The sequence below is a fragment of the Saccharothrix sp. ALI-22-I genome (assembly GCF_001984175.1).
In the GTDB taxonomy this organism is placed as follows: Bacteria; Actinomycetota; Actinomycetes; order Mycobacteriales; family Pseudonocardiaceae; genus Actinosynnema.
The window spans coordinates 159,999-184,598 of record NZ_MTQP01000067.1 but is presented as its reverse complement, the minus strand read 5'-3'; the positions used below and the strand labels follow the sequence as shown (position 1 = coordinate 184,598).

Below are 24,600 nucleotides of genomic sequence, written 5' to 3'. Positions count from 1 at the left end.
TCCAAGTCCGAACCCTACTTGGCCGGCCGGCGCGGCTAGGCCAAACCGCAGGCTTTGATGCCCTCCAGAACGCCGCCGCGGAACACCTCGACCCGCTTGAACCCGGGTTCGAGCGCCGCCGACCCGGTCGCGTCCCGTGCCGCGTAGTCGTAGGCGAGCAGCACCTGGACGGCTTCGTCCAGGTCACCGGGGGAGAGCCCGAAGCCCTCCTGCCGCGTGAAGACCTCCCGCGTGTACGAGCCGGCCAGGCACAACGCGCTGGTCGCCGCGCCCTCACCCTTGACGTCGGCGCCCACGACCGCCATCGCGGCCAAGCCGTAACGGCTGGCCAGCAGCAGACCCGTGGCGTAGTCGCCGATCTCGGCGTGCAGCTCGGGCAGGTCCTTCTCGACCTCGAACTCCACCGACTTGTCCGCCGGGCAGTACGCCACCGGCCCCTGGTCGCCGGAGCAGTCCGGCTCCTGCTGGGTCGGCGTGGCCTTCGGATCGGTCCACGTCCGGCCCGACTGCGTGACGATGGTCTTGTAGTAGAGGTTCAGGTCGGGGGTGATGTTCTCCAGCATCTCGTCGAACGGCAGGTTGCCGCCCCGGTCGCGGTCGGCGGCGGAGGTGAACGCCTGCTGGGTGAAGACCCGGTTCTCCACCGACATGGCCCCGCAGAACTCGGCGCCCTGCTGGTAGCCGTCCTGGAACGCGGACACCCGGTCGAACGCGTTGCCGTGCGCGGACCGGTCGGTCTGCGAGGTGCCGACCGGGTCGCGGAACGTGATCAGTGCGCCGAGCGCCGCGTCCAGCGTGTCGGAGCCGATGTCCAGGTGCTCGGACTTGCCGTCGTTCACCCACTTGATGAACGTGCCCGCGAAGCAGTCGGCCATCGCCTCGGTGAGGATCGTGGGGAACCGCTCCGGGTTGCGCCGCTCGGCCTCCGGGGTGATGCCCATCCGGTTCTGCACGGCGTGGCCCATCTCGTGGGCCAGCACGATCACCACGGCGGCGTCGCCGAAGCGGTCCTTGAGGACGGGCAGCAGCGCGGCGCGGTCCCAGGCGATGGCGTCGGCGCTGGGGCAGTAGAAGGCGTTGCCCTCGACGTCACTGGCCTTCTCGGTGCACGGCGGCGGCTTGGCCGACGGGTCGGCGGTGTCCACCGAGTAGATGCCGCCTTCCAGCTGCTGCCACGGCTTGTCGAACGCGTCCGGGAACGCTTCCTCCCAGAACTTGTCGATATCGGTGATGGCGGTGGCCGCGAGCTGGTCGATGGGGCCGCCGTCGGTGCCCCGGATGAACCCCGGGTCCACGGTGCCCTTGGTGACGGCCTCGCCCGCCAGTGGTTTGCCCGGCACCAGCTGGGTGCACGCGGTCATCGTGACCAGCACTGTCGCCAGCAGGACCAATCGAGCCGATGCGAGCCGCATTCGTTCATTGTGCCTGCTGCGAACCCCTACGGTGGGGTGCTTGACGCCTAGCCCGGAAAGTTCCGGCTGGTGGTGCCCCGCACGGCCCAGGCCCGGGCGGTGAGCGGGATGGAGCCGTCGGCGCGGGTGGGCAGGCGGGTGCGCAGCAGGTCGCGCAGGGCGCGGCGGCGGTCCTCGGGCAGGGACGCGGTGTAGCGGGGCGCCGGGCCTTGGCCGCCGAGGAACGGCCGCCAGTAGTCGTCGAAGTCGGCGAACACCGTCGGTACCTCCAGCAGCCGGACCTCCACCGCGTCCAGGCCCGCATCGGTCCACAGCGCCCGCAGGGGTTCCGGCCGGCACAGCGGGAAGCGCCGGCCCTCGTCGAGGTCGGTCGCGGCGGGGTCGAGGTCGGTGGCGACGTCCCAGAAGTACCGCGTCATCGCCATGCCCTCGGCGTAGTCCCAGACGTAGGCGGCGACGACACCGCCGGGCGCGGCGACCCTGGCGAACTCGGCCACGGCCCGTGCCGGGTCGGGCACGAAGTTGAGCGCCAGGCCGCTGACCACGGCGTCGAACCGGTGGTCGGGCAGGGGCAGGGAGCGGGCGTCACCGAGGTGGAAGGCCGCACGCGGGTCGGTGATGCGGGCCGAGGCGGTGTTCAGGAACCCCTCGGACGGGTCGACCCCGACGACCTCGGCAGGCTCCGCGGCCCCGAGCACGGTGGTCGCCAACGCCCCGGTGCCGCAGCCCACGTCCAGCCAACGCCGCCGCGCCGGCACCTGCAGCCAGCGGAGGAACAGGTCCGCCACAGGCAGGCTCCAACGCCCGACATACGCCTCGTACGCCGCACCAACCGCCCACACCTCTTGTGTCACCGGCCGAGGATCGCACGCCTGGCCCACCGCCACGACACCATCGTCAGGAACGTTGTGGATCTGTCGGGCGAGCCTCATCGTGCTGTGGAGGTCGGCGGCAGGGTGCTTGAAGCCGCCGGCAGGGGTCCCCCCTTGGCGAGGACCCCTGCCGGAGCGTGCTGTCGGTGAGCCGTTGCCGGCCCGGTCAGTCGTTGTCGAGGTCGTTCAGGCTGTCCGGCGCCACGGTGGTGTCCGGGGCCAGCCAGAGCACGCCCGCCGGCGGTAGTTGGAGCACGGCGGAGGCCGGGCGGCCGTGCCACGGGTGTTCCTCGGCCAGCACGCCACCGAGGTTCCCGACGCCGGACCCGCCGTAGACCTCCGAATCCGTGTTCACCACCTCACGCCACCGCCCCGCCACCGGCAGACCCACCCGGTAGTCGTGGTGCGGCATGCCGGCGAAGTTGGCCACGCAGGCGAGCACCGAGCCGTCCGCGCCGATCCGCAGGAAGCTCAGCACGTTGCCCGCCGAGTCGTTCGCGTCGATCCACGAGAACCCCTCGGGCTTGTTGTCCACGCTGTACAGCGCCGGCGAGGACTTGTAGACCCGGTTCAGGTCCGAGATCAGCCCGTGCACGCCCCGGTGCAGCGGCTCCTCCATCAGGTGCCAGTCCAACGGCCGGCCCTCGGACCACTCGTCCCGCTGCCCGAACTCGCCGCCCATGAACAGCAGCTGCTTGCCGGGGTGCGCCCACATGAACGCCAGCAACGACCGCAGCCCGGCCGCCTTGTTCCAGTCGTCGCCGGGCATCCGCTGCCACAACGACCCCTTGCCGTGCACGACCTCGTCGTGCGACAGCGGCAGCACGAAGTTCTCGCTCCACGCGTACACCAGCGAGAACGTGATCTCGTTGTGGTGGTACGCCCGGTGGATGGGCTCACGCGACAGGTAGTGCAGCGTGTCGTGCATCCACCCCATGTTCCACTTGAACCCGAAGCCCAGGCCGCCCAGGTGCGTCGGCCGCGTGACGCCCGGCCACGCCGTCGACTCCTCCGCCACCATCAGCACACCGGGGTGCCGCTTGTACACCGTGGCGTTGAGCTCCTGGAGGAACCGCACCGCGTCCAGGTTCTCCCGGCCGCCGTACTGGTTGGGCAGCCACTGGCCTTCCTTGCGCGAGTAGTCCAGGTACAGCATCGACGCCACCGCGTCGACCCGCAGGCCGTCGATGTGGAACTCCTCGATCCAGTACAGGGCGTTGGCGACGAGGAAGTTGCGCACCTCGTTGCGCCCGAAGTCGAACACCAGCGTGCCCCAGTCGGGGTGCTCGCCCCGGCGCGGGTCCTCGTGCTCGTACATGGCGGAGCCGTCGAACTTCGCCAGCGCCCACGAGTCGCGCGGGAAGTGGGCGGGCACCCAGTCCATGATCACGCCGACGCCGCGCTGGTGCAGCATGTCGACGAAGTGCCGGAAGTCGTCCGGCGAACCGAACCGGGACGTCGGCGCGTAGTACGACGTCACCTGGTAGCCCCACGACCCGCCGAACGGGTGCTCGGCCACCGGCATCAGCTCCACGTGCGTGAACCCGGCGCTCACCACGTAGTCCGCCAGCTCCGTGGCCAGCTCCCGATAGCCCAGGCCCGGCTTCCAAGAGCCCAGGTGCACTTCGTACACCGAAACCGGGGCGTTGATCCACTGCGTGGCGTCGCGCTTGGCCTGCCACTCCACGTCACCCCACGAGTACGCGGACTGCGTGACGACCGAAGCCGTCGCCGGCGGCCGTTCCGTGGCGAACGCCATCGGGTCGGCCTTCTCGTGCCACGCGCCGTCCCGGCCGAGGATGCGGTACTTGTACCGGGCGCCCGCCGGGATGCCGGGGACGAAGATCTCCCACACGCCGGACGAGCCGAGCGACCGCATCGGGTTCGCCCGCCCGTCCCACCCGTCGAAATCGCCGCACACCCGCACACCGCGCGCGGTCGGCGCCCAGACGGCGAACGAGACGCCCGAGACGGCGCCGTTCGGCGTGTCGTAGGTGCGCACCTGCGCGCCCAGGACGTCCCACAGCCGCTCGTGCCGTCCCTCACCGATGAGGTGCAGGTCCAGCTCGCCGACCGTCGGCAGCCACCGGTACGGGTCGTCCACCTCGACGACCGTGTCGCCGTACTCGACCTCCAGCCGGTAGTCGCCGGGGTGTTCGGGCAGGTCACCGGCGAACAACCCGTCGGTGACCCGGTCCAGCTCGAATCGCTTGTCACCCGCCATCACGGCCACCGCGGTGGCTCCCGGACGCAGCGCCCGCGCGACCACGCCCTCGGGGACGTGGTGCACGCCGAGCACCGAGTGCGGGTCGTGGTGCGCCCCGGCCAGCAGCCGGTCGACGTCCTCGGGCGAGATCATGACTGCACCGCTCCCTCTCCAGTGATCCGGGCGATCGACGACAACGGGACCGTCAACCACTCCGGCCGGTTCGCGTGCTCGTATGCGACCTCGTACACGGCCTTGTCCAGCTCGAACGCCCGCAGCAGGTAGCCGCGCTTGCGCGGGTCGCCGACCGACTCCGCCGCCGCCTCCGCGTAGCCCTCGGTGAACGCCGCGCGGTTGCGCCGCGACCACTCCAGCGCCCGCACGGTCAGCTGGTGGTCCTCCGGCTGGCCGACCAGCATCTGGTGTGCCGCGTAGTCGAAGGATCGCAGCATCCCGGCCACGTCGCGCAAAGGCGAGCGCAGCGCCTTCCGCTCCGCGATGGGCGAGCCCGGCTCACCCTCGAAATCGATCAGCAACCAACCGTGCACGGTCCGCAGCACCTGGCCGAGGTGCAGGTCGCCGTGGATGTGCTGGATGGCGATCGCGTCGTGCGTGTCCCTGGCCTGCTCGAACGCCTCCCGCAGCGCGGGCACGTAAGGCCGCAGCTCCGGCACCGCGGCGACGACCTCGTCCAGCCGCGAGACCATCGTCCGGACGGTCCGGTCGATGTCCTCGGCGTCCGCGTGCTGGGTGCCGAGCGCGCGCTCCAGGTCCGCGTGCACCGTGGCTACGGCATGGCCGAGCCGCTGCGCCTCGCCGGCGAAATCGCCGCCCACCTCGTCGGCGTGCAGATCGGCCTCGGCCATCAGGTCGCGCACGCTCGTGGTGGCCATCGCCCAGCCGTCCACCGCGTCGGGCATGAACTGCTGGAGCATGCCGACCGTGGTGGTGTGGCCGTCCAGCCGGCCGGTGATCGACCCGAGCGGCTGGGCGATGTGCTCGCAGCCGACCCGGTGCAGCGCGCGGTGCAACACCAGGTCCGGGTTGTCTCCGAGGGTCAGCTTGCGGAACAGCTTGAGGATGTACTGGTTGCCGAACACCAGCGACGTGTTGGACTGCTCGGAGGTGATCGGCCGGCCGCGCAACCCCGTCTGCAGCTCCACGTCCGGCTCGTGCGCGAACGTCAGACCGTCGATCTCGGCGCCCTCGGCCATCAGGTCGAGCAGCGTGCCGGTCAACTCCGGCACGGAGGTCGCGTCGAAGTGCTCCACGTGGTCGGTGACCAGCAACTGGTACGGCTCGCGCCGGTCCGGCTGCTCGACCTCGACCACCAGGTGCACCAGCACCGGCTCCTCGGCCCGCAGCACCGACGTCCGGAGTGGACGGATCGAGGTGACCGGCCGGTCCTTCCCGCCGAACCACCGCTGTGCGGGCAGCCACCCGGGGAGTTCGGTCATCACCTTGTCGACCAGGTCGTGCGGTTCGGTCACGTCCCTCACCTCGCCTCGCTGTCGTCGTCGGCTTCCGCGAGCTGGAACCAGTAGAAGCCGTGACCGGGCAGGGTGAGCAGGTAGGACAGATCGCCCACAGTGGGGAAGACCACCCCGCCGGTCAACTCGACCGGCCTGCTGCCGCGGTGCTCGGACAGGTCCAGCTCGACCGGCTGCGGGAACCTCGACAGGTTGTTGACGCACAGCACGACGTCCTCGTGGCCGTCGGGCCGCCGCCACCGCCGCCGGTAGGCCAGCACGCTCGGGTTGGAGCCGCCGAGATCGGTGAAGTCGCCCTCCGCGAACGCGTGGTGCTGCTTGCGCACCTCGATCATCCGCCGGGTCCAGTGCAGCAGCGAGGACTGGTTGTTCAGCTGGGCCTCGACGTTGAGCCCCTGGTAGCCGTACACCGGGTCCATGATCACAGGCAGGTAGATCCGGCCGGGGTCGCAGTTGGAGAACCCCGCGTTGCGGTCCGGGGTCCACTGCATGGGCGTGCGCACCGCGTCGCGGTCGCCCAGCCAGATGTTGTCGCCCATGCCGATCTCGTCACCGTAGTAGAGAACGGGCGATCCGGGCAGGGACAGCAGCATCGCGGTGAACAGTTCCTGCTGGTTGCGGTCGTTCTCCAGCAGCGGGGCCAACCGGCGTCTGATGCCGATGTTGGCCTTCATCCGCGGGTCCTTGGCGTACTCCGCGTACATGTAGTCGCGCTCTTCGTCGGTCACCATTTCGAGCGTCAGCTCGTCGTGGTTGCGCAGGAAGATGCCCCACTGGCAGCCGTCCGGGATCTGCGGCGTCTGGGCCAGGATCTCCGAGATCGGGAACCGGGACTCGCGCCGCACCGACATGAAGATGCGCGGCATCAGCGGGAAGTGGAACGCCATGTGGCACTCGTCGCCGCCGACCTCGGCGTTGCCGAAGTACTCGACCACGTCCGACGGCCACTGGTTCGCCTCCGCGAGGAGCACCCGGCCGGGGTACTCGTCGTCCACGACCTTGCGGCAGCGCTTCAGGAAGTCGTGCGTGCGCGGCAGGTTCTCGCAGTTCGTGCCCTCCTGCTCGAACAGGTACGGCACGGCGTCCAGCCGGAACCCGTCGATGCCCAGGTCGAGCCAGAACCGGAGCGTGTCCAGCATGGCTTCCTGCACGTGCGGGTTCTCGAAGTTCAGGTCGGGCTGGTGCGAGAAGAACCGGTGCCAGTAGAACTGGCCGCGCACCGGGTCGTAGGTCCAGTTGGACGACTCGGTGTCCACGAAGATGATCCGGGCGTCCGCGTAGCGCTGATCGTCGTCGCCCCACACGTAGTAGTCGCCGTACGGCCCGTCCGGGTCCGTCCGCGACTGCTGGAACCACGGGTGCGCGTCACTGGTGTGGTTGAGCACCAGGTCGGTGATCACCCGGATGCCCCGGCGGTGCGCCTCGTCCAGCAGGTACACGAAGTCCTCGACCGATCCGAACTCCGGCAGCACCGCGCGGAAGTCGGAGATGTCGTACCCGCCGTCGCGCAGCGGCGACGCGTAGAACGGCGGCAGCCAGAGGCAGTCCACGCCGAGCCACTCCAGGTAGTCCAATCGGGACGCCAGGCCCCGCAGGTCACCGGTGCCGTCGCCGTTGGAGTCGCTGAACGCGCGGACCAGCACCTCGTAGAACACCGCGCCTTTGAACCAGTCTCGTTCGCGCGGCACGAGTTTGGCCGACCGGAAGTCCTCGGCCTGCGGCTCCACCAGCAGGCCGTCGGCGCCGATGGCCTCGCCGGTGTGCGGCACGTTCTCCAGGCCTACCAGAGCGGCGTCGGGTCGGGCCTCTTCTTGCATGTGTGCTCCACCTCGTCCCACCTCATTGGGGGTGCGTTCGATCGTCCCTCGTGCTCTTCGGCGGGCGCGGGGACTCGGTAAAGGGGACCGGGCTGGGTTTTCGCTAGCTGCTGAACCTGCGCTGCACGCCCACGATGTGCGCCGGAGCGCGCCAGGGTTCCAGACGTACGTAATTGGCCTGACCCCAGTCCCAGGTCTCCCCGGACACCTCGTCGTGCGCGATCAGCCGCTCGTGCCAGTCGACACCGAGCGCGGGCAGGTCCAACCAGACGGTGCCGTCCTGCGCGTCGTGCGGATCCAGGTTGATCACGACGACGACCGTGTCACCGGTGCCCGGGTCCTGCTTGGAGTACGCGATCAACGCCGGGTTGTCGACGTGGTGGAACCGGAGTGTTCGCATCTGCTGCAACGCCGGGTGCGCCCGGCGGATCGCGTTCAGCTTGCGCAACCACGGTTCCAGCGACCGGCCCTCGGCCACCGCCGCCGCGTAGTCACGGGGGCGGAGCTGGTACTTCTCCGAGTTCAGGTACTCCTCGCTGCCCGGTCGGACGGCTTCGTGCTCGAACAGCTCGAAGCCCGAGTACACACCCCAGGTCGGCGCCATCGTCGCCGCCAGCGCCGCGCGCAGCGCGAACATGCCCGGACCGCCGTGCTGGAGCGATTCGTGCAGGATGTCGGGGGTGTTCACGAACAGGTTGGGCCGCGCTTCGTCCCAGTGCTCGACCAGTTCGGTGCCGAACTCGGTCAGCTCCTCCTTGGTCGTGCGCCAGGTGAAGTAGGTGTAGCTCTGCGTGAACCCGAGCTTGGCCAGGCCGTAGAGCCTCGCCGGACGGGTGAACGCCTCGCTGAGGAACAGCACGTCCGGGTGGCGGTCCTTGACCGCCCAGATCAGCCACGCCCAGAAGTCCGGCGGCTTGGTGTGCGGGTTGTCGACCCGGAAGATCTTCACCCCGTGGTCCACCCAGTGCAGGACGACGCGCAGCACCTCGTTGTAGATGCCCTGCGGGTCGTTGTCGAAGTTGACCGGGTAGATGTCCTGGTACTTCTTCGGCGGGTTCTCCGCGTAGGCGATCGTGCCGTCCGGGCGGGTGGTGAACCACTCCGGGTTCTTCAACACCCACGGGTGGTCGGGCGCGCACTGGAGGGCCAGGTCGAGCGCCACCTCCAGGTCGAGTTCCCGGGCGCGGGCCACGAACGCGTCGAAGTCCTCGATCGTGCCCAGCTCGGGGTGGATCGCGTCGTGCCCGCCCTCGTCCGCGCCGATGGCCCAGGTCGAGCCGGGGTCGTCCTCGGTGGCCACGAGCGTGTTGTTCGGGCCCTTGCGGTTGATCCGCCCGATGGGGTGAATCGGCGGGAGGTAGGCGACGTCGAAGCCCATGGCCGCGATGCGGTCGAGTTCCCTGGCCGCGGTGACGAACGTGCCGTGCACCGGGACGCCCGACTCGTCCAGGCCGCCGGTGCTGCGGGGGAAGAACTCGTACCAGGACCCGAAAGTCGCTCGCTTCCGGTCCACCCACACCTTGCGCGGCTTGCCCTTGGTGATCAACTCGCGCACCGGGTGGTCGTGCATGATCTGGCGGACGTCGGTGGCCAGGGCGGGGGCGACCCGTTCGGCCAGGGGACGGTGCTCGTCGCGCAACGCGCTCGCCGCGTTGGCCAGCAGGGGCTTGTCCTTGCGCCGGTCCGGGCGGCGGCTGACGCGGTCGAGCAGGCGCGCGCCGGTCTCCAGGTCGTTGGCCAGGTCCTCAGGCCCCTGACCTGCGGCGATCTTGACCTCGACGGTGTGCTCCCAGGTGGCCCAGGGGTCACTCCACGCGTCCACGCGGAAGGTCCAGGGGCCTTCGGCGTCGGGGACGATCGTGGCGGCCCAGCGGTCCAGGCCGACGCCCAGAGGCACCATGCGTGTTTGTCTGGCGACCCGGTCGGTCGGTCCCCGCCACGCGACCGTGGCGGCGACGGCGTCGTGGCCTTCCCGCCACACCGTCGCCTCGACCGGAACGTGCTCGCCGACCACGGCCTTCGCCGGGTAGCGACCGCAGCTCACGGTCGGGGAGACATCGTCGATTCCGAGTCGTCCGCTCATCCGCAGCAGCGCCCCTCTCACTGGTGTGACGCTTGCACGTTCAAGTCTGCCCGCAGCGATCGGGACGGCCGCCACTGGGACTCCTGCCTGGTCTTCCTACCCGTTCTGATTGGATTGCACACTTTGGTGACGGCGTCCGTCTCGCGATGGGAGATCACATTTCCATCTCTTGATCGTTACCGTTCCGTTGTCAAGCCAGTCTCGTTCGGGTGGTGATCGAGCCAATCGGTCACTGTCCGCGATGGCCCCGATCTGTCATGCGGGACGATCATCGCAGGTGATAGTGGCGTCCGGGTTGTCGTTGCGAGTCCACTTGGTATCGGCTGCCGGTCTGCACTTGACTGACGCGGGTGAACCTCGGCTGGGCGCGGTCCAAGCGGTTTGAGCGGGTGTACCGGGAGTACGTGCGCGCGAGTCTGCGCTACATCGATCTCAAAGGGCTCGTCGTCGTCGGGTTCCACACCCCCGAATTCGAGGACGTCTTCGTCGACGTCGGCCTCGTCCACCAGACACCGCACAACGCGCCCGCCGGTGTCCTCGCCCGGCTCCCGACTGACGACCGGCTGCCGATCACCGAATTCCTCGACCGACCGCTGCCCGCCGTGCTGGCGATCATCGGCGTGCCCGGCAGCGGGAAGACGACCCTGCTGCGCCACCTCGCCCTGACGATCAGTCGCTCGAACGGCCGCAGGCGGGTGCCGATCCTGCTCTACCTGCGCGACCACGTCACCGCGATCACCCAGGACCCCGAAGTCCCGCTCACCACTCTGCTCCGGGTCAAACTCGGCCGCTACGGCACGCAGGAACCACCGGGCTGGTTCGAGCACCGCCTCGCCGAAGGCGCCTGCACGATCCTCCTCGACGGCCTGGACGAAGTCGCCCGCCGGCACGACCGCCGCCTGGTCGCCGACTGGGTCGAACGCCAGACCCGCCAGTACCCGGAGAACGACTTCGTCGTCACGTCCCGCCCGCACGGCTACCGCTCCACGCCCGTCGCGGGCGCCCAGGTCCTCCAGGTCCGCAACTTCACCGACGAGCAGGTCACCAGGTTCGTCCGCAACTGGTACCTGGCGATCGAGAAGCTCAGCACCCAGGCCACCGGCGAGGCCGTCCGACTCCGCGCCGAGCAGGCCGCCGACGAACTGCTCACCCGCCTGCACTCGAACCCGGACCTCTACGACCTCACCGCCAACCCGCTCCTGCTGACGATGGTCGCCAACGTCCACCGCTTCGGCAGCAAGCTCCCCGACAGCCGCGCCGAGCTGTACCGGGAGATCTGCGAGGTCGTGCTCTGGCGCCGGCACGAGGCCAAACGCCTGCCCGTCCACCTCGACGGCGACAAGAAGGAAGTGCTCCTCAGAGGCCTCGCGCTCACGATGATGCAACGCGGAGTGCGGGACGTCTCGCGCGACACCGTGCTGAGCGACTTCAAGCCGGCCCTCAGCCGGATGGCCACCAACCTCACCGAAGAGGCACTGCTGGAGGACGTCACCTCCAGCGGCCTGCTCGTGGAACGTGAAAGCGGTTTGTATTCATTCGCGCACTTCACCTTCCAGGAGTACCTGGCCGCCGCCCACATCCGCGAAAAGGGCCTCGGTCACCTCCTGGTCGACGAAGTCGACAACGACTGGTGGCGTGAAACCACCCTCCTCTACGTCGCCCGCGCCGACGCCGACCCGATCGTCGCGGTCTGCCTGTCCTCCGGCACCGTCACCGCCCTTTCCCTGGCCTTCGACTGCGCCGAACGAGCCGCCGAACTCGCCCCTCGCCTGCGCAAACGCCTGGACGATCTACTGGATCCCAAAACCGACGACCCCGAACGCCGAAGGCTCATCGCCGGAGTCATGCTCACCCGCCACCAACGCGAGAAGATCCAGGTCCGCGACGGCATCTTCATCGGCACCAAACCGATCACCAACGTCCTCTACGCCCTCTACCGCGAGCACGAGTCGAACGAGTACGAGTCGGACGGCGAGCCGGTGCTCGGCATGGACGGTGCCGACGCGCTCCGGTTCGGCGAGTGGGCCAACACCATCTCCCGCGCATACCGCCTGCCCCGCCGTGCCGAACTCGACCACCCGGCCGTCCAGCGCGCGCTGTCCCGTCCGCCGCTCCGCTCGGTGTGGCTGGACGAAGCCGAACTGTGGACACCGCCAGGCACGCCACACCCCCACGGCGTGGACTCGAAGACGCTGATCGAACACATCGCCGTCGACATGAAGTGGATCTACAGGCCGTCGGCGTCGGGAGGACAGCGCCCCGCGCGCGAGAACGCGCTGCGAGCGATCCTGATCAGGCTGCACATCGAACTCGACCGCCCGGTGGTCGAAGCGTTCGCCAACCGCAGCCGCGTCGACACGCGGGACTTCGTGTTGTCGCCGTACCGGCTCGTGCAGCACGCACGCTCCGCGAGGCTGAACTACACGTTCGGCGTCCGCAGCGGCCTGGGGCGTGAGGTGGCGAACGTCCTGTGGGACCTCGGACAACCCTTCTTCACCGGCGAGCAGCCGATGACCGCGGACCTCGCCACCACGCTCCGCATCGGCGCGCTCTGCCTGGCCATCGAGGCCGACGACAGCGCCGCCACCGAGGTCGCGGACGACTTCCGGGCCATCGCCGCCGGCGTGACGCTCCTCGAACGGCGTGCCGACGGCCGCGCGCCCGTCAGCGAGACGATCATCCTCGCGACCGACCGGCGTAACGGGTGAGACCGTCTCGTTAACGTTTGCGGACTGCGTACGAAAGAACACCTGTGAGTACGTAAGCCCAGGTCGGGCTGTATCGGTCCCTGCATCGGTTCGGGTGGCCGTTGCTCGGCACCGCTGGATGGGGGATAAGGTCCGACGCCATGCGAGCACTTCGCCGGTTCACCGTCCGAGCCAGCCTGCCCGAGCCGTTGGCGGCCCTGGGCACCCTCGCCACGAACCTGCGCTGGACGTGGCACCAGCCCACCCAGGACCTGTTCGCGTCGGTCGACCCGGAACTGTGGGTGGACAGCGGCGACCCGCTGCGCCTGCTGTCCGTCGTCGCCCCCGAACGCCTCGACGCCCTGTCCCGGGACGAGCAGTTCCTCGCCCACGCCCGCGCGCTGGCCGACGACCTGCACCGCTACACCACAGGTCCACGCTGGTTCCAACGCCGCCAGGACGAGGTCCAGCAGCGTCGTGAGCACGGGAACTACGACCTCCAGCCGCTGCCGAACGCGATCGCCTACTTCTCCATGGAGTTCGGCGTCACCGAGGCCCTGCCGAACTACTCCGGCGGCCTGGGCGTGCTGGCGGGCGACCACCTCAAGGCAGCCTCCGACCTGGGCGTTCCGCTGATCGCGGTGGGTCTGCTCTACCGGTCCGGCTACTTCCGGCAGGCGTTGAGCCTGGACGGCTGGCAGATCGAGCACTACCCCGTCCTCGACCCGCGCGGCCTGCCGCTGGAACTGCTCACCGAGCCGTCCGGCGCGCCGATCCTGGTGCACGTCGCCATGCCCGGCGACCGCGTGCTGCGCGCCAAGATCTGGAAGGCCCAGGTCGGCCGCATCCCGCTGCTCCTGCTCGACTCCGACGTCGAGGAGAACGACGAGGACCTGCGCGGCGTCACCGACCGCCTCTACGGCGGCGACCAGGACCACCGCATCCGGCAGGAGATCCTGGCGGGCGTCGGCGGCGTCCGGGCCGTGCGCACGTACTGCGATCTGACCGGCCACGCCGCGCCCGAGGTGTTCCACACCAACGAGGGCCACGCCGGGTTCCTCGGCCTGGAGCGCATCCGCGAGTTGGTCACCGGCGAGGGCCTGGACTTCGACCAGGCGTTGGCGGCGGTCCGCGCGGGCACGGTGTTCACCACGCACACGCCGGTCCCGGCGGGTATCGACCGGTTCCCGGTGGACCTGGTGCAGCACTACTTCGGCCCCGAGACGCTGCTGCCGGGCGTGAACACCCAGCGCATCCTCGCCCTCGGCGCGGAGGAAAACCCCGGCCTGTTCAACATGGCGCACATGGGACTGCGGCTCGCCCAGCGCGCGAACGGCGTGTCCAAGCTGCACGGCACGGTCAGCCGGGACATGTTCCGCGCCCTGTGGCCGGGCTTCGACGCCTCCGAGGTGCCGATCGGCTCGGTCACCAACGGCGTGCACGGCCCGACCTGGGCGGCGACCGAGATGAGCCGGCTGCTGGGTGAGTCGGAGGACTCCGGCGTGGGCCTGCGCGGGTTCGAGCCGGTCACCGACCAGCGGCTGTGGGAGCTGCGCAACGACCTGCGCTCGAAGCTGGTCCAGGAGGTCCGCCGGCGCACGCGCGCGTCCTGGTTGCAGCGCGGCGCGTCCGCGTTGGAGCTGGGCTGGACCGACTCGGTGTTCGACCCGGACGTGCTGACCGTCGGCTTCGCCCGCCGCGTGCCGACCTACAAGCGGCTCACGCTGATGCTGCGCGACCCGGAACGCCTGCGCGCGATGCTGCTGCACCCCGAACGGCCGGTGCAGCTGGTCGTGGCGGGCAAGTCGCACCCCGCCGACGACGGCGGCAAGGCGTTGATCCAGCAGATCGTGCGGTACGCCGACGACGCGGGCGTGCGGCACCGGATCGTGTTCCTGCCCGACTACGACATGTCCATGGCCCGGTACCTGTACTGGGGCTGCGACGTGTGGCTGAACAACCCGATGCGCCCGCTGGAGGCCTGCGGCACGTCCGGCATGAAGTCGGCGCTCAACGGCGGGCTGAACCTGTCGATCCGCGACGGCTGGTGGGACGAGCTGTACGACGGCAGCAACGGGTGGGCCATCCCGACCGCGGACGGCATCACCGACCCGACCCGGCGGGACGACCTGGAGGCCGCCGCGCTCTACGACCTGCTCGGCAGCCAGGTCGCGCCGCTGTTCTACGACCGCGGCGAGGACGGCGTGCCGACCCGGTGGCTGGCGATGGTGCGGCACACGTTGGCGTCGCTCGGGCCGGCGGTGCAGGCGTCGCGGATGGTGCGCGAGTACGTCGAGAACCTGTACGCGCCCGCCGCGTCGTCGGCCGCCTCGGTGGTCGGCGAGGGTTACCGGGGCGCGAAGGAGCTGGCGTCCTACCGGCAGCGGCTGCGGGCGTCGTGGACGCGGGTGCGGGTGCTGGACTCGGAGATGTCGCTGCACGGGTCCGTCACGCCGAAGCTCGGCTCGCCGGTGGGCGTGCGGGCGCGGATCGAGCTGGCCGGGCTGGAGCCGTCCGAGGTGGACGTGCAGGTCGCGCTCGGCCGGGTCGGCGACTCGGACGAGCTGTACGACGTGGTCACGCACAGCATGCGGTACGCGGGCAACGGGAACTACGAGATCGAGGTGCCGTTGCCGCACGCGGGCGCCGTCGGCTACACGGTGCGCGTGCTGCCCCGGCACGACCTGCTCGCGTCACCCGCTGAACTCGGCCGGGTCGTGCTGGCCGGCTGAATCGCCCGATCAGATGACCGCCGGGGTGACCGGCGGTCATCTTCGGTCGTGTTCCTTTGGACACTTCCGGACCGCTTTTCTCGGTCGGGCGAATTCTGTCTTCTCGCGGGTAGGCGTGGGTATTCACGCTCGGGAACATTCGTGCGCGCGAGAGAGAGTGTGCCGGTGAGGAAATTCGCGACAACCGCCTCGTTGCTCGCCGTGCTGTTCGCCTTGGCGGTCGTGCCGGCCGCGACGGCGGAACGGGAAGCGGCCGAACCTCCTGCCGCGTGTGCCGGATTGGTCGAGCAGTTGGCGCAGACGCTGAAGAAGGTGATCGAGCCGCTGACCACGACGCCGCCCGTCCCGGGTAACGCCGCCGCGCCGCTCGGTGACGTGCTCGGCCTGCTGGCCGCGTTGCAAGGCGCGAAGTGCCTGCCCCTGCCGCCGGTGAGCGCACCGGTCGAGCAGGAGTTCCAGGGGCCGAAGCTGTGCCTGTCCAACACCATGGCCGCGTTCGCCGGGGTGTACAGCGTGTTGATCAAGGTTGTGCCCGGCGCCGTGCCGCCGGAACCGACGAAAGTGGTCGCCGAAGTGTCGACGCTGCTGAAGACCCTGAACGACATGGTGAAGAACTGCGGTCTGCCCGCGCCGCCCGGCGGTTTGCCGACCATGCCGAAGCCGCCTGCGTAGCCGAGTGTGGTGCGTCCGTCTTTTGGGCGTCGCTTCCGTCGTGGTGAAATCCGCTGGGTCGCTCAGGCAATGTTGAGGCGGGCAGTGGTTTCCGCGACGCGGGGCATCCAGCCGGCCAATTCCTGGGCCTCGACCAACGTCGCACGGGCCGCGGCGTTGTCCCCGGCCGCCATCTGGGCGCGGGCGATCGTGGCCAACGCGTCCGCGCGCGCCAAGCCGCTCTCGCTGGTCTTCTTGGCCTGGTTGGCGAGGACGAGTGCGGCGGCGTGGTCGTTCTCCAGCAGTGCGAGCTGCGCCAACGTGCCGGTGCAGCGGTAGCGCGGGTAGCCGCACTGCATCGCGCCGTCCGCGGCCCGTTTCGCCGCCGGCAGGCCGATGTCGGCGGGCAGTTGGCCGCCCTCGATCGCGATCGCGGTGGAACTGGCCATCTCCGCCAGCACGAACGCCATGTCGCGCGGGCCGAGGTCGGTGCGCCCGACCAGGCTGCTGACCATGTGCAGGGCCTCGCCGTACTTGGTGCGCAACGTCAGCACGGCGATCCGTGCGCCGATCGCGACCAGCAGCGTCGGGTGGCGTTCGACCAGCTCGTCCGCGATCGCCTCGGCCCGGTCGAGATCCCCGACCTCCAGCGCGTCGGACACCTTGTTGACCAGCGGCGTCGCCTCGAACTCGGCCGCCGTCCGGGCCGACACGCGGGGCAGCGCGAACACGAACCAGCCGGGCGAGGTGGTGCCCGCGCCGCGTCGCGGCCACAGGCCGTTGACCAGCACCGCCGTGCCCGCGATCGCGAACCCGCGCAGGAACGGCTGGTCCCCGTCCGCCCAGACCAGCGCACCCAGCCAGACTGCGCCCACCGCCGCCGTGGACAGCACCACCGACGTGAGCCCGGTCAGCCACAGCCGACGGCGAACCGGCGCTTTGATCGACGTCAGACCCACCGAGACGAGCAACGGGATGGTCCGCCACACCACCCGCAGGTGCGGCCGGTTCCACGTGCGCACCTCACCGCCGATGCCGATCACCACCAACGGCACCCGCACCCGGAACAACACCGCCCCCAGGAGCAACCCGACTTGCAGCAGCGCGAGAACCACCCACGTGCCGCACACGGCCCCACCGAACGACGCCACGCCAGGCCGCCAGACCACCAGAACGACCAGGACCAACCCGGTCAGCACTTTCCACACGACCCTGAAGACGCTATCCACCCACCCCCGGTTCCCACCCCACCAACCTGAGCGTTCAACTCACCCGTTCTGAACGTTGGACACGCCCGTTCTGAACGTTGGACACGCGCGTGTCCAACGTTGGGAATGCGCGTGTCCAACGTTCAGGACAGGTGAGTTGAACGTTCGGGACGTGGGGTTGGTTAGGTGATGGGGTGGGTGGGGCCGGGGCGGGTGGGGAGGCCGGTGGCGGCGTAGGCGCGGAAGCCGCCGATCAGGTCGGTGGCTTTGGGTAGGCCTACGCGTTGGAGGTCGCGGGCGGCGAGGCTGGAGGCGTAGCCCTCGTTGCACAGGACGACGACGGTGGTGTCGGCGGTGAAGCCGGGGATGCGGTGTTCGCCGTTGGGATCCAGGCGCCACTCCAGGACGATCCGCTCCACGGGGATCGAGCCGGGGATCTCGCCTTCGGCGGCACGGTTGTGGGCCGGGCGGATGTCCACGACCAGCACGTCGGACAGGCCGGCCAGGTCGTGCGGCTCCACGCGGTTCAGGGTGAGGCGTGCTTCGTCCAGCAACTGCTCGGCACTCATGGACCCTCCTGGTCGGCCATAACGCGCAGCTCCGCCAACGGCAGCCGCCGGGCGGGCAGCGGTGGGATCTCCTGCGGGATGTCCGCCAGGCTCGGGTACTCGCGCGTCGGCACCAACGGCGGCGAGTAGGCGTGCACGCTCGCCGCACCTACGGTGCCCCGGTTGAGCACTTGGTGCGCACGACCCGCGCCGAAACCCAGAGCGCTGCCGACGGGCCGCCGCGCGCTGCGGATCGGGCCGCCGGGGTAGCGGTAGTCCTCGGACAGCTCACCGGTCAGCACGGTGAACGAGCCCGCCGCGCCGCCGTGGTCGTGCGGCTCGGTGCCCTGCCCCGGCAGCCAGCTCAGCAGCCACAGCTCGACGCCCTCGGTCAGGCCGAGTCGCGTCCACCAGCGCCGGTCCGGGTCGTATTCGAGGACGTCCAGCAACGGGGTGGTCAGTTCGGAGGCGACGGTGGAGGTCAACTCGCGCAGTTCGCGCGGCGTCCACAGGTCGCGTTCGGGGTGGATGAGGTCGCGCAGGAACCGCACGTCCAGTTTCGAGTGCAGGTCGGTGCGCGCGATGGTCGCGGTCACGGTGGTCGCTCCTGATGGCTACGGGATCGGGCGGGGTAGCGATCAAGACGCGACGCGGCGTCGGTCGAACGAAGTGTGGTCTACCGGCCGCGTCGCGTCCGGCTACACCCGCACGACGCCACCAGCAGGAGGTCGATCGTGCGGTCACGCCAGGTCAGCAACGGACGGGCCACGCCGGGATCGTGTCACGAATCCGCGACCCGCGCAGGGCTGCTCTCACCAGCCAGGATTGCCTCGGTGGCCGATGTTCCCGCGCGGCGGCGAAAGGGATGTCCGCGGTGACGAAGGGATCAGTTCGGCACTCGTAGTAGCAGCAGGGAGCGGGCGGACAGCACGACGGTGGTGCCGGCGGCCAGCGACTCCGTCAGCCAGGGCGAGCCGTCCGCGGTGGTGGAGTCGATCGTCGGCTCGTACCGGCCGCCGTACTCCGGCCCCGGCAGGGTGACCTCGATCGGTTCCGCCCCCGCGTGCAGGAGCAGCAGCCAGGAGTCGTCGGACACCAGCTCGCCGTCCCGCGAACGGGACAGGCTGTTCGACCCGTCGATCCACATGCCGAGGAACCGGCGTCCCTCGTCGAACCAGTCGGTCTCGGCCATCTCCTCGCCGTCCGGCCGGAACCACACCAGGTCGGGCGCCCCGGACGACGTGGTGCGGCCGTCGAAGAACTGCGGCTGCCGCAACGCCGGCGACGCGGCACGCAGGGTGATCACCCGACGGGCGAACGCCAGCATCGCGTCGCCCTCGTCGGTGAGCTTCCAGTCCACCCACGACGTCTCGTCGTCCAGGCAGTACGCGTTGTTGTTGCCGCCCTGGGTGCGCCACTGCTCGTCACCCGCGGTCAGCATCGGGGTGCCGGTGGACAGCATCAGCGTGGCGAACAGGTTCCGCGCCTGCCGGGCACGCAGCTCCAGCACCAACGCGTCGTCGGTCTCGCCTTCCACGCCGCAGTTCCACGACCGGTTGTCGTTGGTGCCGTCGCGGTTGTCCTCGCCGTTGGCCTCGTTGTGCTTGTCGTTGTACGACACCAGGTCGCGCAGCGTGAACCCGTCGTGCGCGGTGATGAAGTTGATCGACTGCCACGGCCGGCGCAGGTCGTCGGAGTACAGGTCGGACGACCCGGACAGCCGGTACGCCAGGTCTCGCACGCCGGTCATGCCGCGCCAGAAGTCACGCACCGTGTCGCGGTACCGGCCGTTCCACTCCGCCCACTGCACGCCGAAGTCGCCCACCCGGTAGCCGTCGCCGGTCGCGTCCCACGGTTCCGCGATCAGCTTGCACCGCGACAGCACCGGGTCGGCGGTGATCGCGGTCAGCATCGCCGACGCCCGGTCGAAGCGGCCGCCGCCGGGCCGGCCCAGCGTCGAGGCCAGGTCGAACCGGAACCCGTCCACGCCCATCTCGGTCGCCCAGTACCGCAGCGAGTCCGTCACCAGCCGCACGAACTGCGGCGAACCGGCCTCCGTCGTGTTGCCGCAGCCGGTGATGTCGAGCGTGCCGCCGCCCTCGATGTGCAGGTAGTAGCCGGGCGCGTCGAACCCCCGGTAGCACAGCGTGGGACCCTCCGGCCCGCCCTCGCAGGTGTGGTTGAAGACCACGTCGATGATCACCTCGATGCCCACCGCGTGCATCGCGGACACCATCGTGCGGAACTCCTCCACCTCCCGGCCGGGCTCGCTGGCGTAACCGGGGTGCGGCGCGAAGTAGCTCAGCGGCGAGTAGCCCCAGTAGTTGTGCCTGCCGGCGTGGATCAACGACGGCTCGTCCTGGAACGCGTGCACCGGCAGCAGCTCCACCGACGTCACGCCCAGCCGCACCAGGTGCTCGACCACGGCCGGGTGCGCCAGCCCCAGGTACGTGCCGCGCTGGTGCTCGGGCACGGCCGGGTGCAGCCGGGTGAACCCGCGCACGTGCAGCTCGTAGACCACCGCCTCCTCGAACGGCACGTCGGGCTTCACGCCCGTGTCCGGCCCGCCCGGCGAGGTGACCACGGACAGCGGCACGCTGCCCAGCGAGTCGACCGCGGACGGGCCGCCGAGCATCGGGTCGCCCACGTAGCCCAGCGCCGCGTCGAGGTCGGTCAGCGAGCCCGTGATCCGCGTCGCATACGGGTCGACCAACAGCTTCGCCGGGTTGCACCGCAGGCCGCGCGCCGGGTCGTACGGGCCGTGCACCCGGTAGCCGTAGCGCTGGCCGGGCGTGACACCGGAGATCAGCCCGTGCCAGACGCCGAAGGTGCGTTCGGTCAGCTCCACCCGCTCTTCCGTGCCATCTTCGCTGATCAGGCACACTTCGACCGCGCTGGCGGGCGGTGCCGAGACCGCGAAGCGCACACCTCCGGCCTCGGGGTGGGCCCCCAGGGGGAACGGTCGGCCCGCGAGCAGGATCGAGTCGGCAGCCATACCCCTGGATCTTTCCAGGACGCACCGACAGTTTGGGTATGAAGTACGACGCGACCTCGCCGCCGGTGCGGAGCCGGGGAAATGAAACACTGCCGCGGGTTGGTGTCGATCGGGGCGAGGACAGCGTGGAAAACGAAGATCTGGTCATCCACATGCAGGGTGTTTCGGTTCGACGGGGCAAGACCACGCTGGTCGGGGACGTCGACTGGAGCGTGGAGCTCGACGAGCGCTGGGTGGTGCTCGGTCCCAACGGGGCGGGCAAGACCACGCTGCTCCGGCTGGCCGGCGCGGAGCTGCACCCGACCAAGGGCAAGGTGCACCTGCTCGGCGAGCGGATCGGCAAGACCGACATGGCCGAGCTGAAGACCCGCATCGGCCTGTCCTCGTCGGCGTTGAACGGGCGCGTCCCGGCCGACGAGAAGGTGGTCGACCTGGTGGTCAGCGCCGGGTACGCGGTGCTGGGCCGGTGGCGTGAGGAGTACGACAAGTTCGACACCGGCCGCGCCAAGGAGCTGCTGGCCTCGATGGGCATCGAGCACCTGTCCGACCGCACCTACGGGACGCTGTCCGAGGGCGAGCGCAAGCGCACGCTGATCGCCCGCGCGTTGATGACGGACCCCGAGATGCTGCTGCTCGACGAGCCCGCGGCGGGCCTGGACCTGGGTGGCCGCGAGGACCTGGTGGCGCGGCTCTCCGAGCTGGCGATGGACCCGGACGCGCCGGCGACGGTGCTGGTCACGCACCACGTGGAGGAGATCCCGCCGGGGTTCACGCACGTGCTGCTGCTGCGTGACGGCGGCATCGTGGCGCAGGGTCTGCTGGACGACGTGCTCACCGAGGAGAACCTGTCGAAGACGTTCGACCAGCCGCTGGAGCTCCAACGGTCGGGTGACCGGTACTTCGCCCGACGCAAGGCTACCCAGGAGTAACCTGCGAGGCGCACCGAGGTCGAGGAGGACGGCGTGGCTGAGTTCGTGAGGCTCGAAGTCGAGGACGGGATCGGCACCATCCGGCTGGACCGCCCGCCGATGAACGCGCTGAACCGGCAGCTCCAGGAGGAGATCCGGTCCGCCGCGCTGGAGGCGTCCGACCGGGCCGACGTGTGGTCGGTGATCGTGTACGGCGGGCCGAAGGTGTTCGCGGCGGGCGCGGACATCAAGGAGATGGCCGAGCTGTCGTACGCCGAGATGGCGGCCCGCGCGGGCGCGTTCACGTCGGCGTTGCGCGCGGTGGAGGAGATCCCCAAGCCGACCGTCGCGGCCGTCACCGGGTACGCGCTGGGCGGCGGCTTCGAGCTGGCGCTGTGCGCGGACCGGCGGATCGTGGGCGACAACGCCAAGGTCGGCCAGCCGGAGATCCTGCTCGGCGTCATCCCCGGCATGGGCGGCACGCAGCGCCTGCCGCGGTTGGTCGGCCCGAGCAAGGCCAAGGACCTGATCTACACCGGCCGGTTCGTGGGCGCCGAGGAGGCGTTGCGGATCGGCATGGTGGACGAGGTCGTCGCACCCGACGACGTGTACGAGGCGGCCAAGCGGTGGGCCGGCCAGTTCGTGAACGGCCCGGTGCGCGCGTACGCCGCCGCGAAGGCCGCGATCGACGGCGGGCTGGACACCGACTTGGGCAGCGGGTTGAAGCTGGAGAGCCAGCTGTTCGCGGCGATGTTCGCCACCGAGGACCAGAAGACCGGTATGGCCTCGTTCATCGAGAACGGGCCGGGAAAGGCGAAGTTCAGTGGCCGTTGATTCCGCCCATCCTGTAGATCCGCAGTCCGCCCGTCCGGCCGATCCCAAGCCTCACCCGCACGCCACCGCCGAGGAGGTGCAGGCGGCGTACTCCGACCCGAAACTCGCCAACGTGCTCTACCACGACTGGGAAGCGGGCACGTACGACGAGAAGTGGTCGATCTCGTACGACGAGCGCTGCATCACCTACGCCACGGACCGGTTCCGGGCGGTCGCGGGTGACGTCGGGCCGTACGAGCACGCGTTGGAGTTGGGCTGCGGCACCGGGTTCTTCCTGCTCAACCTGATGCAGGGCGGCGTGATCAAGCGCGGGTCGGTGACCGACCTGTCGCCGGGCATGGTCGAGGTGGCGTTGCGCAACGCCGAGCAGCTGGACCTGCCGGTCGACGGCCGGGTGGCCGACGCGGAGCGCATCCCGTACGACGACGACACGTTCGACCTGGTGGTCGGGCACGCGGTGCTGCACCACATCCCGGACATTCCCGCCGCGATGCGCGAGGTGCTGCGGGTGCTCAAGCCGGGCGGGAAGTTCGTGTTCGCCGGCGACCCGACGAACGTGGGCAACTTCTACGCGCGCAAGCTCGGCCAGCTGACGTGGTGGCTGACCACGAACGTCACCAAGCTCGCCCCGCTCAACGACTGGCGTCGGCCGCAGGAGGAGCTGGACTCCTCGTCGCGCGCGGCGGCGCTGGAAGCGGTGGTGGACCTGCACACGTTCGACCCGTCGGACCTGGAGCGGACGGCGCGTTCGGCCGGCGCGGTCGGCGTGCGGGCGGTGACGGAGGAGCTGTCGGCGGCGTTGTTCGGCTGGCCGGTGCGCACCTTCGAGGCCGCCGTGCCGCGCGAGAAGCTGGGCTTCGGCTGGGCGATGTTCGCCTACCGCACCTGGCAGCGGCTGTCCTGGGTGGACGAGAACGTGCTGACCAAGGTCCTGCCGCGCGAGGTGTTCTACAACGTCTCCGTGACGGGCCGCAAACCGGTCTAGTGGGCGGCGTCCAATGGGTTATGCGTTCAGCCTCGACGACGTGGCGTACCTGCGCTCTGACGCCGGGTCCGCCGCGTTGTCGACGCTGGCCGACCTGCCGCTGACGCCCGCGTCGAGGCTTGACGATGTCAGGCTTACCAAGCAAGTGTCACCGACGCACTTCGCGGCGGTGCTGGAGACGTTGTTGTTGCGGCGCAAGGCGGCTGCGAAAGTAAGATTTACGGACGGTCTCTTCACCTCCGACGCCTTGCAGCAGGCCACGCCGCACGCGGTGGCCGTGCACCGGGCCCGGCGGTTCAGCAGGCCGGCGCACGACGTGACGTGCTCGATCGGCGCGGACCTGGCCGCGTTGCCGGAGGGGTCGATCGGGTCGGACCTCGACCCGGTGCGGCTGGCCATGGCCCGGCACAACCTCGGTGACGCGGTGCCGCTGGTGCGGGCCGACGCGTTGCGGCCGGTGTCGCGCGGCACGGCGGTGATCGCGGACCCGGCGCGGCGGGACGCGACCGGGCGGCGGACGTGGCACCCGGCGGACTTCGCGCCGCCGTTGGACCTGCTCGCCGAGGCCTATGCCGATCGCGACCTGGCGGTGAAGTGCGCGCCCGGTGTGGACTTCGCGGTCGCGCCGTGGGCGGACGAGGTCGAGCTGGTGTCGTTGGACGGGCAGGTGCGCGAGGCGTGCCTGTGGACGCGCGGCCTGGCCACTCCCGGGGTGTCGCGGCGCGCGACCGTGCTGCGGTCCGACGGTCCGGAGTGGACGATCACCTCCGCCGAGCCGGACGACTGCCCGGTGCGCGAGCCGGGGGAGTGGCTGGTGGACCCGGACGGCGCGGTCGTGCGGGCCGGGCTGGTGCGGCACTACGCGGCCCGGCACGGGCTGGCGCAGCTGGACGAGCGGATCGCCTACCTGACCGGTCCGACGCCGCCGCCCGGCGTGCGGGCGTTCCGGGTGGTGGAGCACGGCCACTACAGCGAGAAGACGTTGCGGTCCGTGCTGCGGGCGCACGACATCGGTCGGCTGGAGATCCTGGTGCGCGGCCTGGACGTGGACCCGAACGCGCTGCGGCCCAGGCTGAAGCTGTCCGGGACGGGCGAGGCGACCGTGGCGCTGACCAGGATCGGCCGACGCCCGGTCTACCTCCTCGCCCACGCCGAACGCACCTGAGCGCGGA

17 protein-coding genes are annotated in these 24,600 nt (G+C 70.2%); 7 read left to right on the top strand and 10 right to left on the bottom strand.

From position 1 onward, the window contains the following. Positions 1 to 35: 35 nt before the first annotated feature. The 6 genes from ALI22I_RS33150 to ALI22I_RS33125 all read right to left on the bottom strand — a co-directional run bounded on the left by ALI22I_RS33150 (position 36) and on the right by ALI22I_RS33125 (position 9,880). The gene (locus tag ALI22I_RS33150) at positions 36 to 1,412 is read right to left on the bottom strand and encodes a neutral zinc metallopeptidase (RefSeq protein ID WP_077009510.1); all 1,377 of its coding nucleotides are present in this window, start codon (positions 1,410 to 1,412) and stop codon (positions 36 to 38) included. Positions 1,413 to 1,459: 47 nt separating this feature from the next. Further along, a complete protein-coding gene (locus ALI22I_RS33145) occupies positions 1,460 to 2,266 on the bottom strand; it encodes a class I SAM-dependent methyltransferase (protein WP_238598710.1) in 807 nt (268 codons plus the stop codon). 184 nt (positions 2,267 to 2,450) lie between these two features. Continuing rightward, on the bottom strand, positions 2,451 to 4,643 hold the full coding sequence (glgB, locus tag ALI22I_RS33140; protein WP_077009509.1) for a 1,4-alpha-glucan branching protein GlgB: 2,193 nt from the start codon (positions 4,641 to 4,643) through the stop codon (positions 2,451 to 2,453). After that, entirely contained in the window at positions 4,640 to 5,980 is a 1,341-nt protein-coding gene (locus ALI22I_RS33135; protein WP_077010103.1) for a maltokinase N-terminal cap-like domain-containing protein, read from the bottom strand. The genes glgB and ALI22I_RS33135 overlap by 4 nt, the downstream gene beginning before the upstream one ends. A gap of 5 nt (positions 5,981 to 5,985) precedes the next feature. Then, on the bottom strand, positions 5,986 to 7,797 hold the full coding sequence (gene treS, locus ALI22I_RS33130; RefSeq protein ID WP_077009508.1) for a maltose alpha-D-glucosyltransferase: 1,812 nt from the start codon (positions 7,795 to 7,797) through the stop codon (positions 5,986 to 5,988). A gap of 103 nt (positions 7,798 to 7,900) precedes the next feature. Beyond that, entirely contained in the window at positions 7,901 to 9,880 is a 1,980-nt protein-coding gene (locus ALI22I_RS33125; protein WP_077010102.1) for an alpha-1,4-glucan--maltose-1-phosphate maltosyltransferase, read from the bottom strand. Between the two features lie 350 nt (positions 9,881 to 10,230). Here ALI22I_RS33125 and ALI22I_RS33120 point away from each other — a divergent pair, with 350 nt between their 5' ends. The 3 genes from ALI22I_RS33120 to ALI22I_RS33110 all read left to right on the top strand — a co-directional run bounded on the left by ALI22I_RS33120 (position 10,231) and on the right by ALI22I_RS33110 (position 15,971). Next, entirely contained in the window at positions 10,231 to 12,588 is a 2,358-nt protein-coding gene (locus ALI22I_RS33120) for an NACHT domain-containing protein (RefSeq protein WP_077009507.1), read from the top strand. 140 nt (positions 12,589 to 12,728) lie between these two features. Further along, positions 12,729 to 15,299, top strand: coding sequence for an alpha-glucan family phosphorylase (glgP, locus tag ALI22I_RS33115; RefSeq protein WP_077009506.1), 2,571 nt, complete (start codon positions 12,729 to 12,731; stop codon positions 15,297 to 15,299). Positions 15,300 to 15,464: 165 nt separating this feature from the next. Then, positions 15,465 to 15,971 (top strand): hypothetical protein, encoded by a 507-nt coding sequence (locus ALI22I_RS33110; protein WP_143532564.1) that lies wholly within the window; start codon positions 15,465 to 15,467, stop codon positions 15,969 to 15,971. A gap of 62 nt (positions 15,972 to 16,033) precedes the next feature. On the opposite strand, the gene ALI22I_RS33105 is transcribed toward ALI22I_RS33110, so the two are convergent. From ALI22I_RS33105 to glgX, 4 genes are all read right to left on the bottom strand, one after another. After that, positions 16,034 to 17,158 (bottom strand): hypothetical protein, encoded by a 1,125-nt coding sequence (locus ALI22I_RS33105; protein WP_077009504.1) that lies wholly within the window; start codon positions 17,156 to 17,158, stop codon positions 16,034 to 16,036. Positions 17,159 to 17,340: 182 nt separating this feature from the next. Next, positions 17,341 to 17,727: a rhodanese-like domain-containing protein gene (locus ALI22I_RS33100; RefSeq protein ID WP_077009503.1), complete on the bottom strand. Its 387-nt coding sequence runs from the start codon at positions 17,725 to 17,727 to the stop codon at positions 17,341 to 17,343. Further along, complete coding sequence (locus tag ALI22I_RS33095; RefSeq protein ID WP_077009502.1) at positions 17,724 to 18,302, bottom strand: cysteine dioxygenase; 579 nt, start codon at positions 18,300 to 18,302, stop codon at positions 17,724 to 17,726. The genes ALI22I_RS33100 and ALI22I_RS33095 overlap by 4 nt, the downstream gene beginning before the upstream one ends. Positions 18,303 to 18,592: 290 nt before the next feature. Then, positions 18,593 to 20,701, bottom strand: coding sequence for a glycogen debranching protein GlgX (gene glgX, locus ALI22I_RS33090; RefSeq protein ID WP_077009501.1), 2,109 nt, complete (start codon positions 20,699 to 20,701; stop codon positions 18,593 to 18,595). 152 nt (positions 20,702 to 20,853) lie between these two features. Here glgX and ALI22I_RS33085 point away from each other — a divergent pair, with 152 nt between their 5' ends. The 4 genes from ALI22I_RS33085 to ALI22I_RS33070 are packed head-to-tail and all read left to right on the top strand — an operon-like array spanning position 20,854 to position 24,593. Then, positions 20,854 to 21,630 carry an ABC transporter ATP-binding protein gene (locus ALI22I_RS33085; protein WP_238598745.1) on the top strand — a complete coding sequence of 259 codons (777 nt, stop codon included), beginning with the start codon at positions 20,854 to 20,856 and terminating at the stop codon, positions 21,628 to 21,630. 33 nt (positions 21,631 to 21,663) lie between these two features. Further along, a complete protein-coding gene (locus tag ALI22I_RS33080) occupies positions 21,664 to 22,443 on the top strand; it encodes an enoyl-CoA hydratase/isomerase family protein (protein ID WP_077009500.1) in 780 nt (259 codons plus the stop codon). Continuing rightward, the gene (locus ALI22I_RS33075; RefSeq protein WP_077009499.1) at positions 22,433 to 23,428 is read left to right on the top strand and encodes a class I SAM-dependent methyltransferase; all 996 of its coding nucleotides are present in this window, start codon (positions 22,433 to 22,435) and stop codon (positions 23,426 to 23,428) included. Before ALI22I_RS33080 ends, ALI22I_RS33075 begins: the two co-directional genes overlap by 11 nt. A gap of 13 nt (positions 23,429 to 23,441) precedes the next feature. Then, complete coding sequence (locus ALI22I_RS33070; protein WP_077009498.1) at positions 23,442 to 24,593, top strand: THUMP-like domain-containing protein; 1,152 nt, start codon at positions 23,442 to 23,444, stop codon at positions 24,591 to 24,593. Positions 24,594 to 24,600: the final 7 nt, after the last annotated feature.

Bases quoted from the DNA above. Each gene is read 5' to 3' on its own strand.
- ALI22I_RS33070 (WP_077009498.1), top strand. From the start codon at position 23,442: ATGGGTTATGCGTTCAGCCTCGACGACGTGGCGTACCTGCGCTCTGAC.
- ALI22I_RS33125 (WP_077010102.1), bottom strand. From the start codon at position 9,880: ATGAGCGGACGACTCGGAATCGACGATGTCTCCCCGACCGTGAGCTGC.
- glgB (WP_077009509.1), bottom strand. From the start codon at position 4,643: ATGATCTCGCCCGAGGACGTCGACCGGCTGCTGGCCGGGGCGCACCAC.
- treS (WP_077009508.1), bottom strand. From the start codon at position 7,797: ATGCAAGAAGAGGCCCGACCCGACGCCGCTCTGGTAGGCCTGGAGAAC.
- glgX (WP_077009501.1), bottom strand. From the start codon at position 20,701: ATGGCTGCCGACTCGATCCTGCTCGCGGGCCGACCGTTCCCCCTGGGG.
- ALI22I_RS33085 (WP_238598745.1), top strand. From the start codon at position 20,854: ATGCAGGGTGTTTCGGTTCGACGGGGCAAGACCACGCTGGTCGGGGAC.
- ALI22I_RS33100 (WP_077009503.1), bottom strand. From the start codon at position 17,727: ATGAGTGCCGAGCAGTTGCTGGACGAAGCACGCCTCACCCTGAACCGC.
- glgP (WP_077009506.1), top strand. From the start codon at position 12,729: ATGCGAGCACTTCGCCGGTTCACCGTCCGAGCCAGCCTGCCCGAGCCG.
- ALI22I_RS33150 (WP_077009510.1), bottom strand. From the start codon at position 1,412: ATGCGGCTCGCATCGGCTCGATTGGTCCTGCTGGCGACAGTGCTGGTC.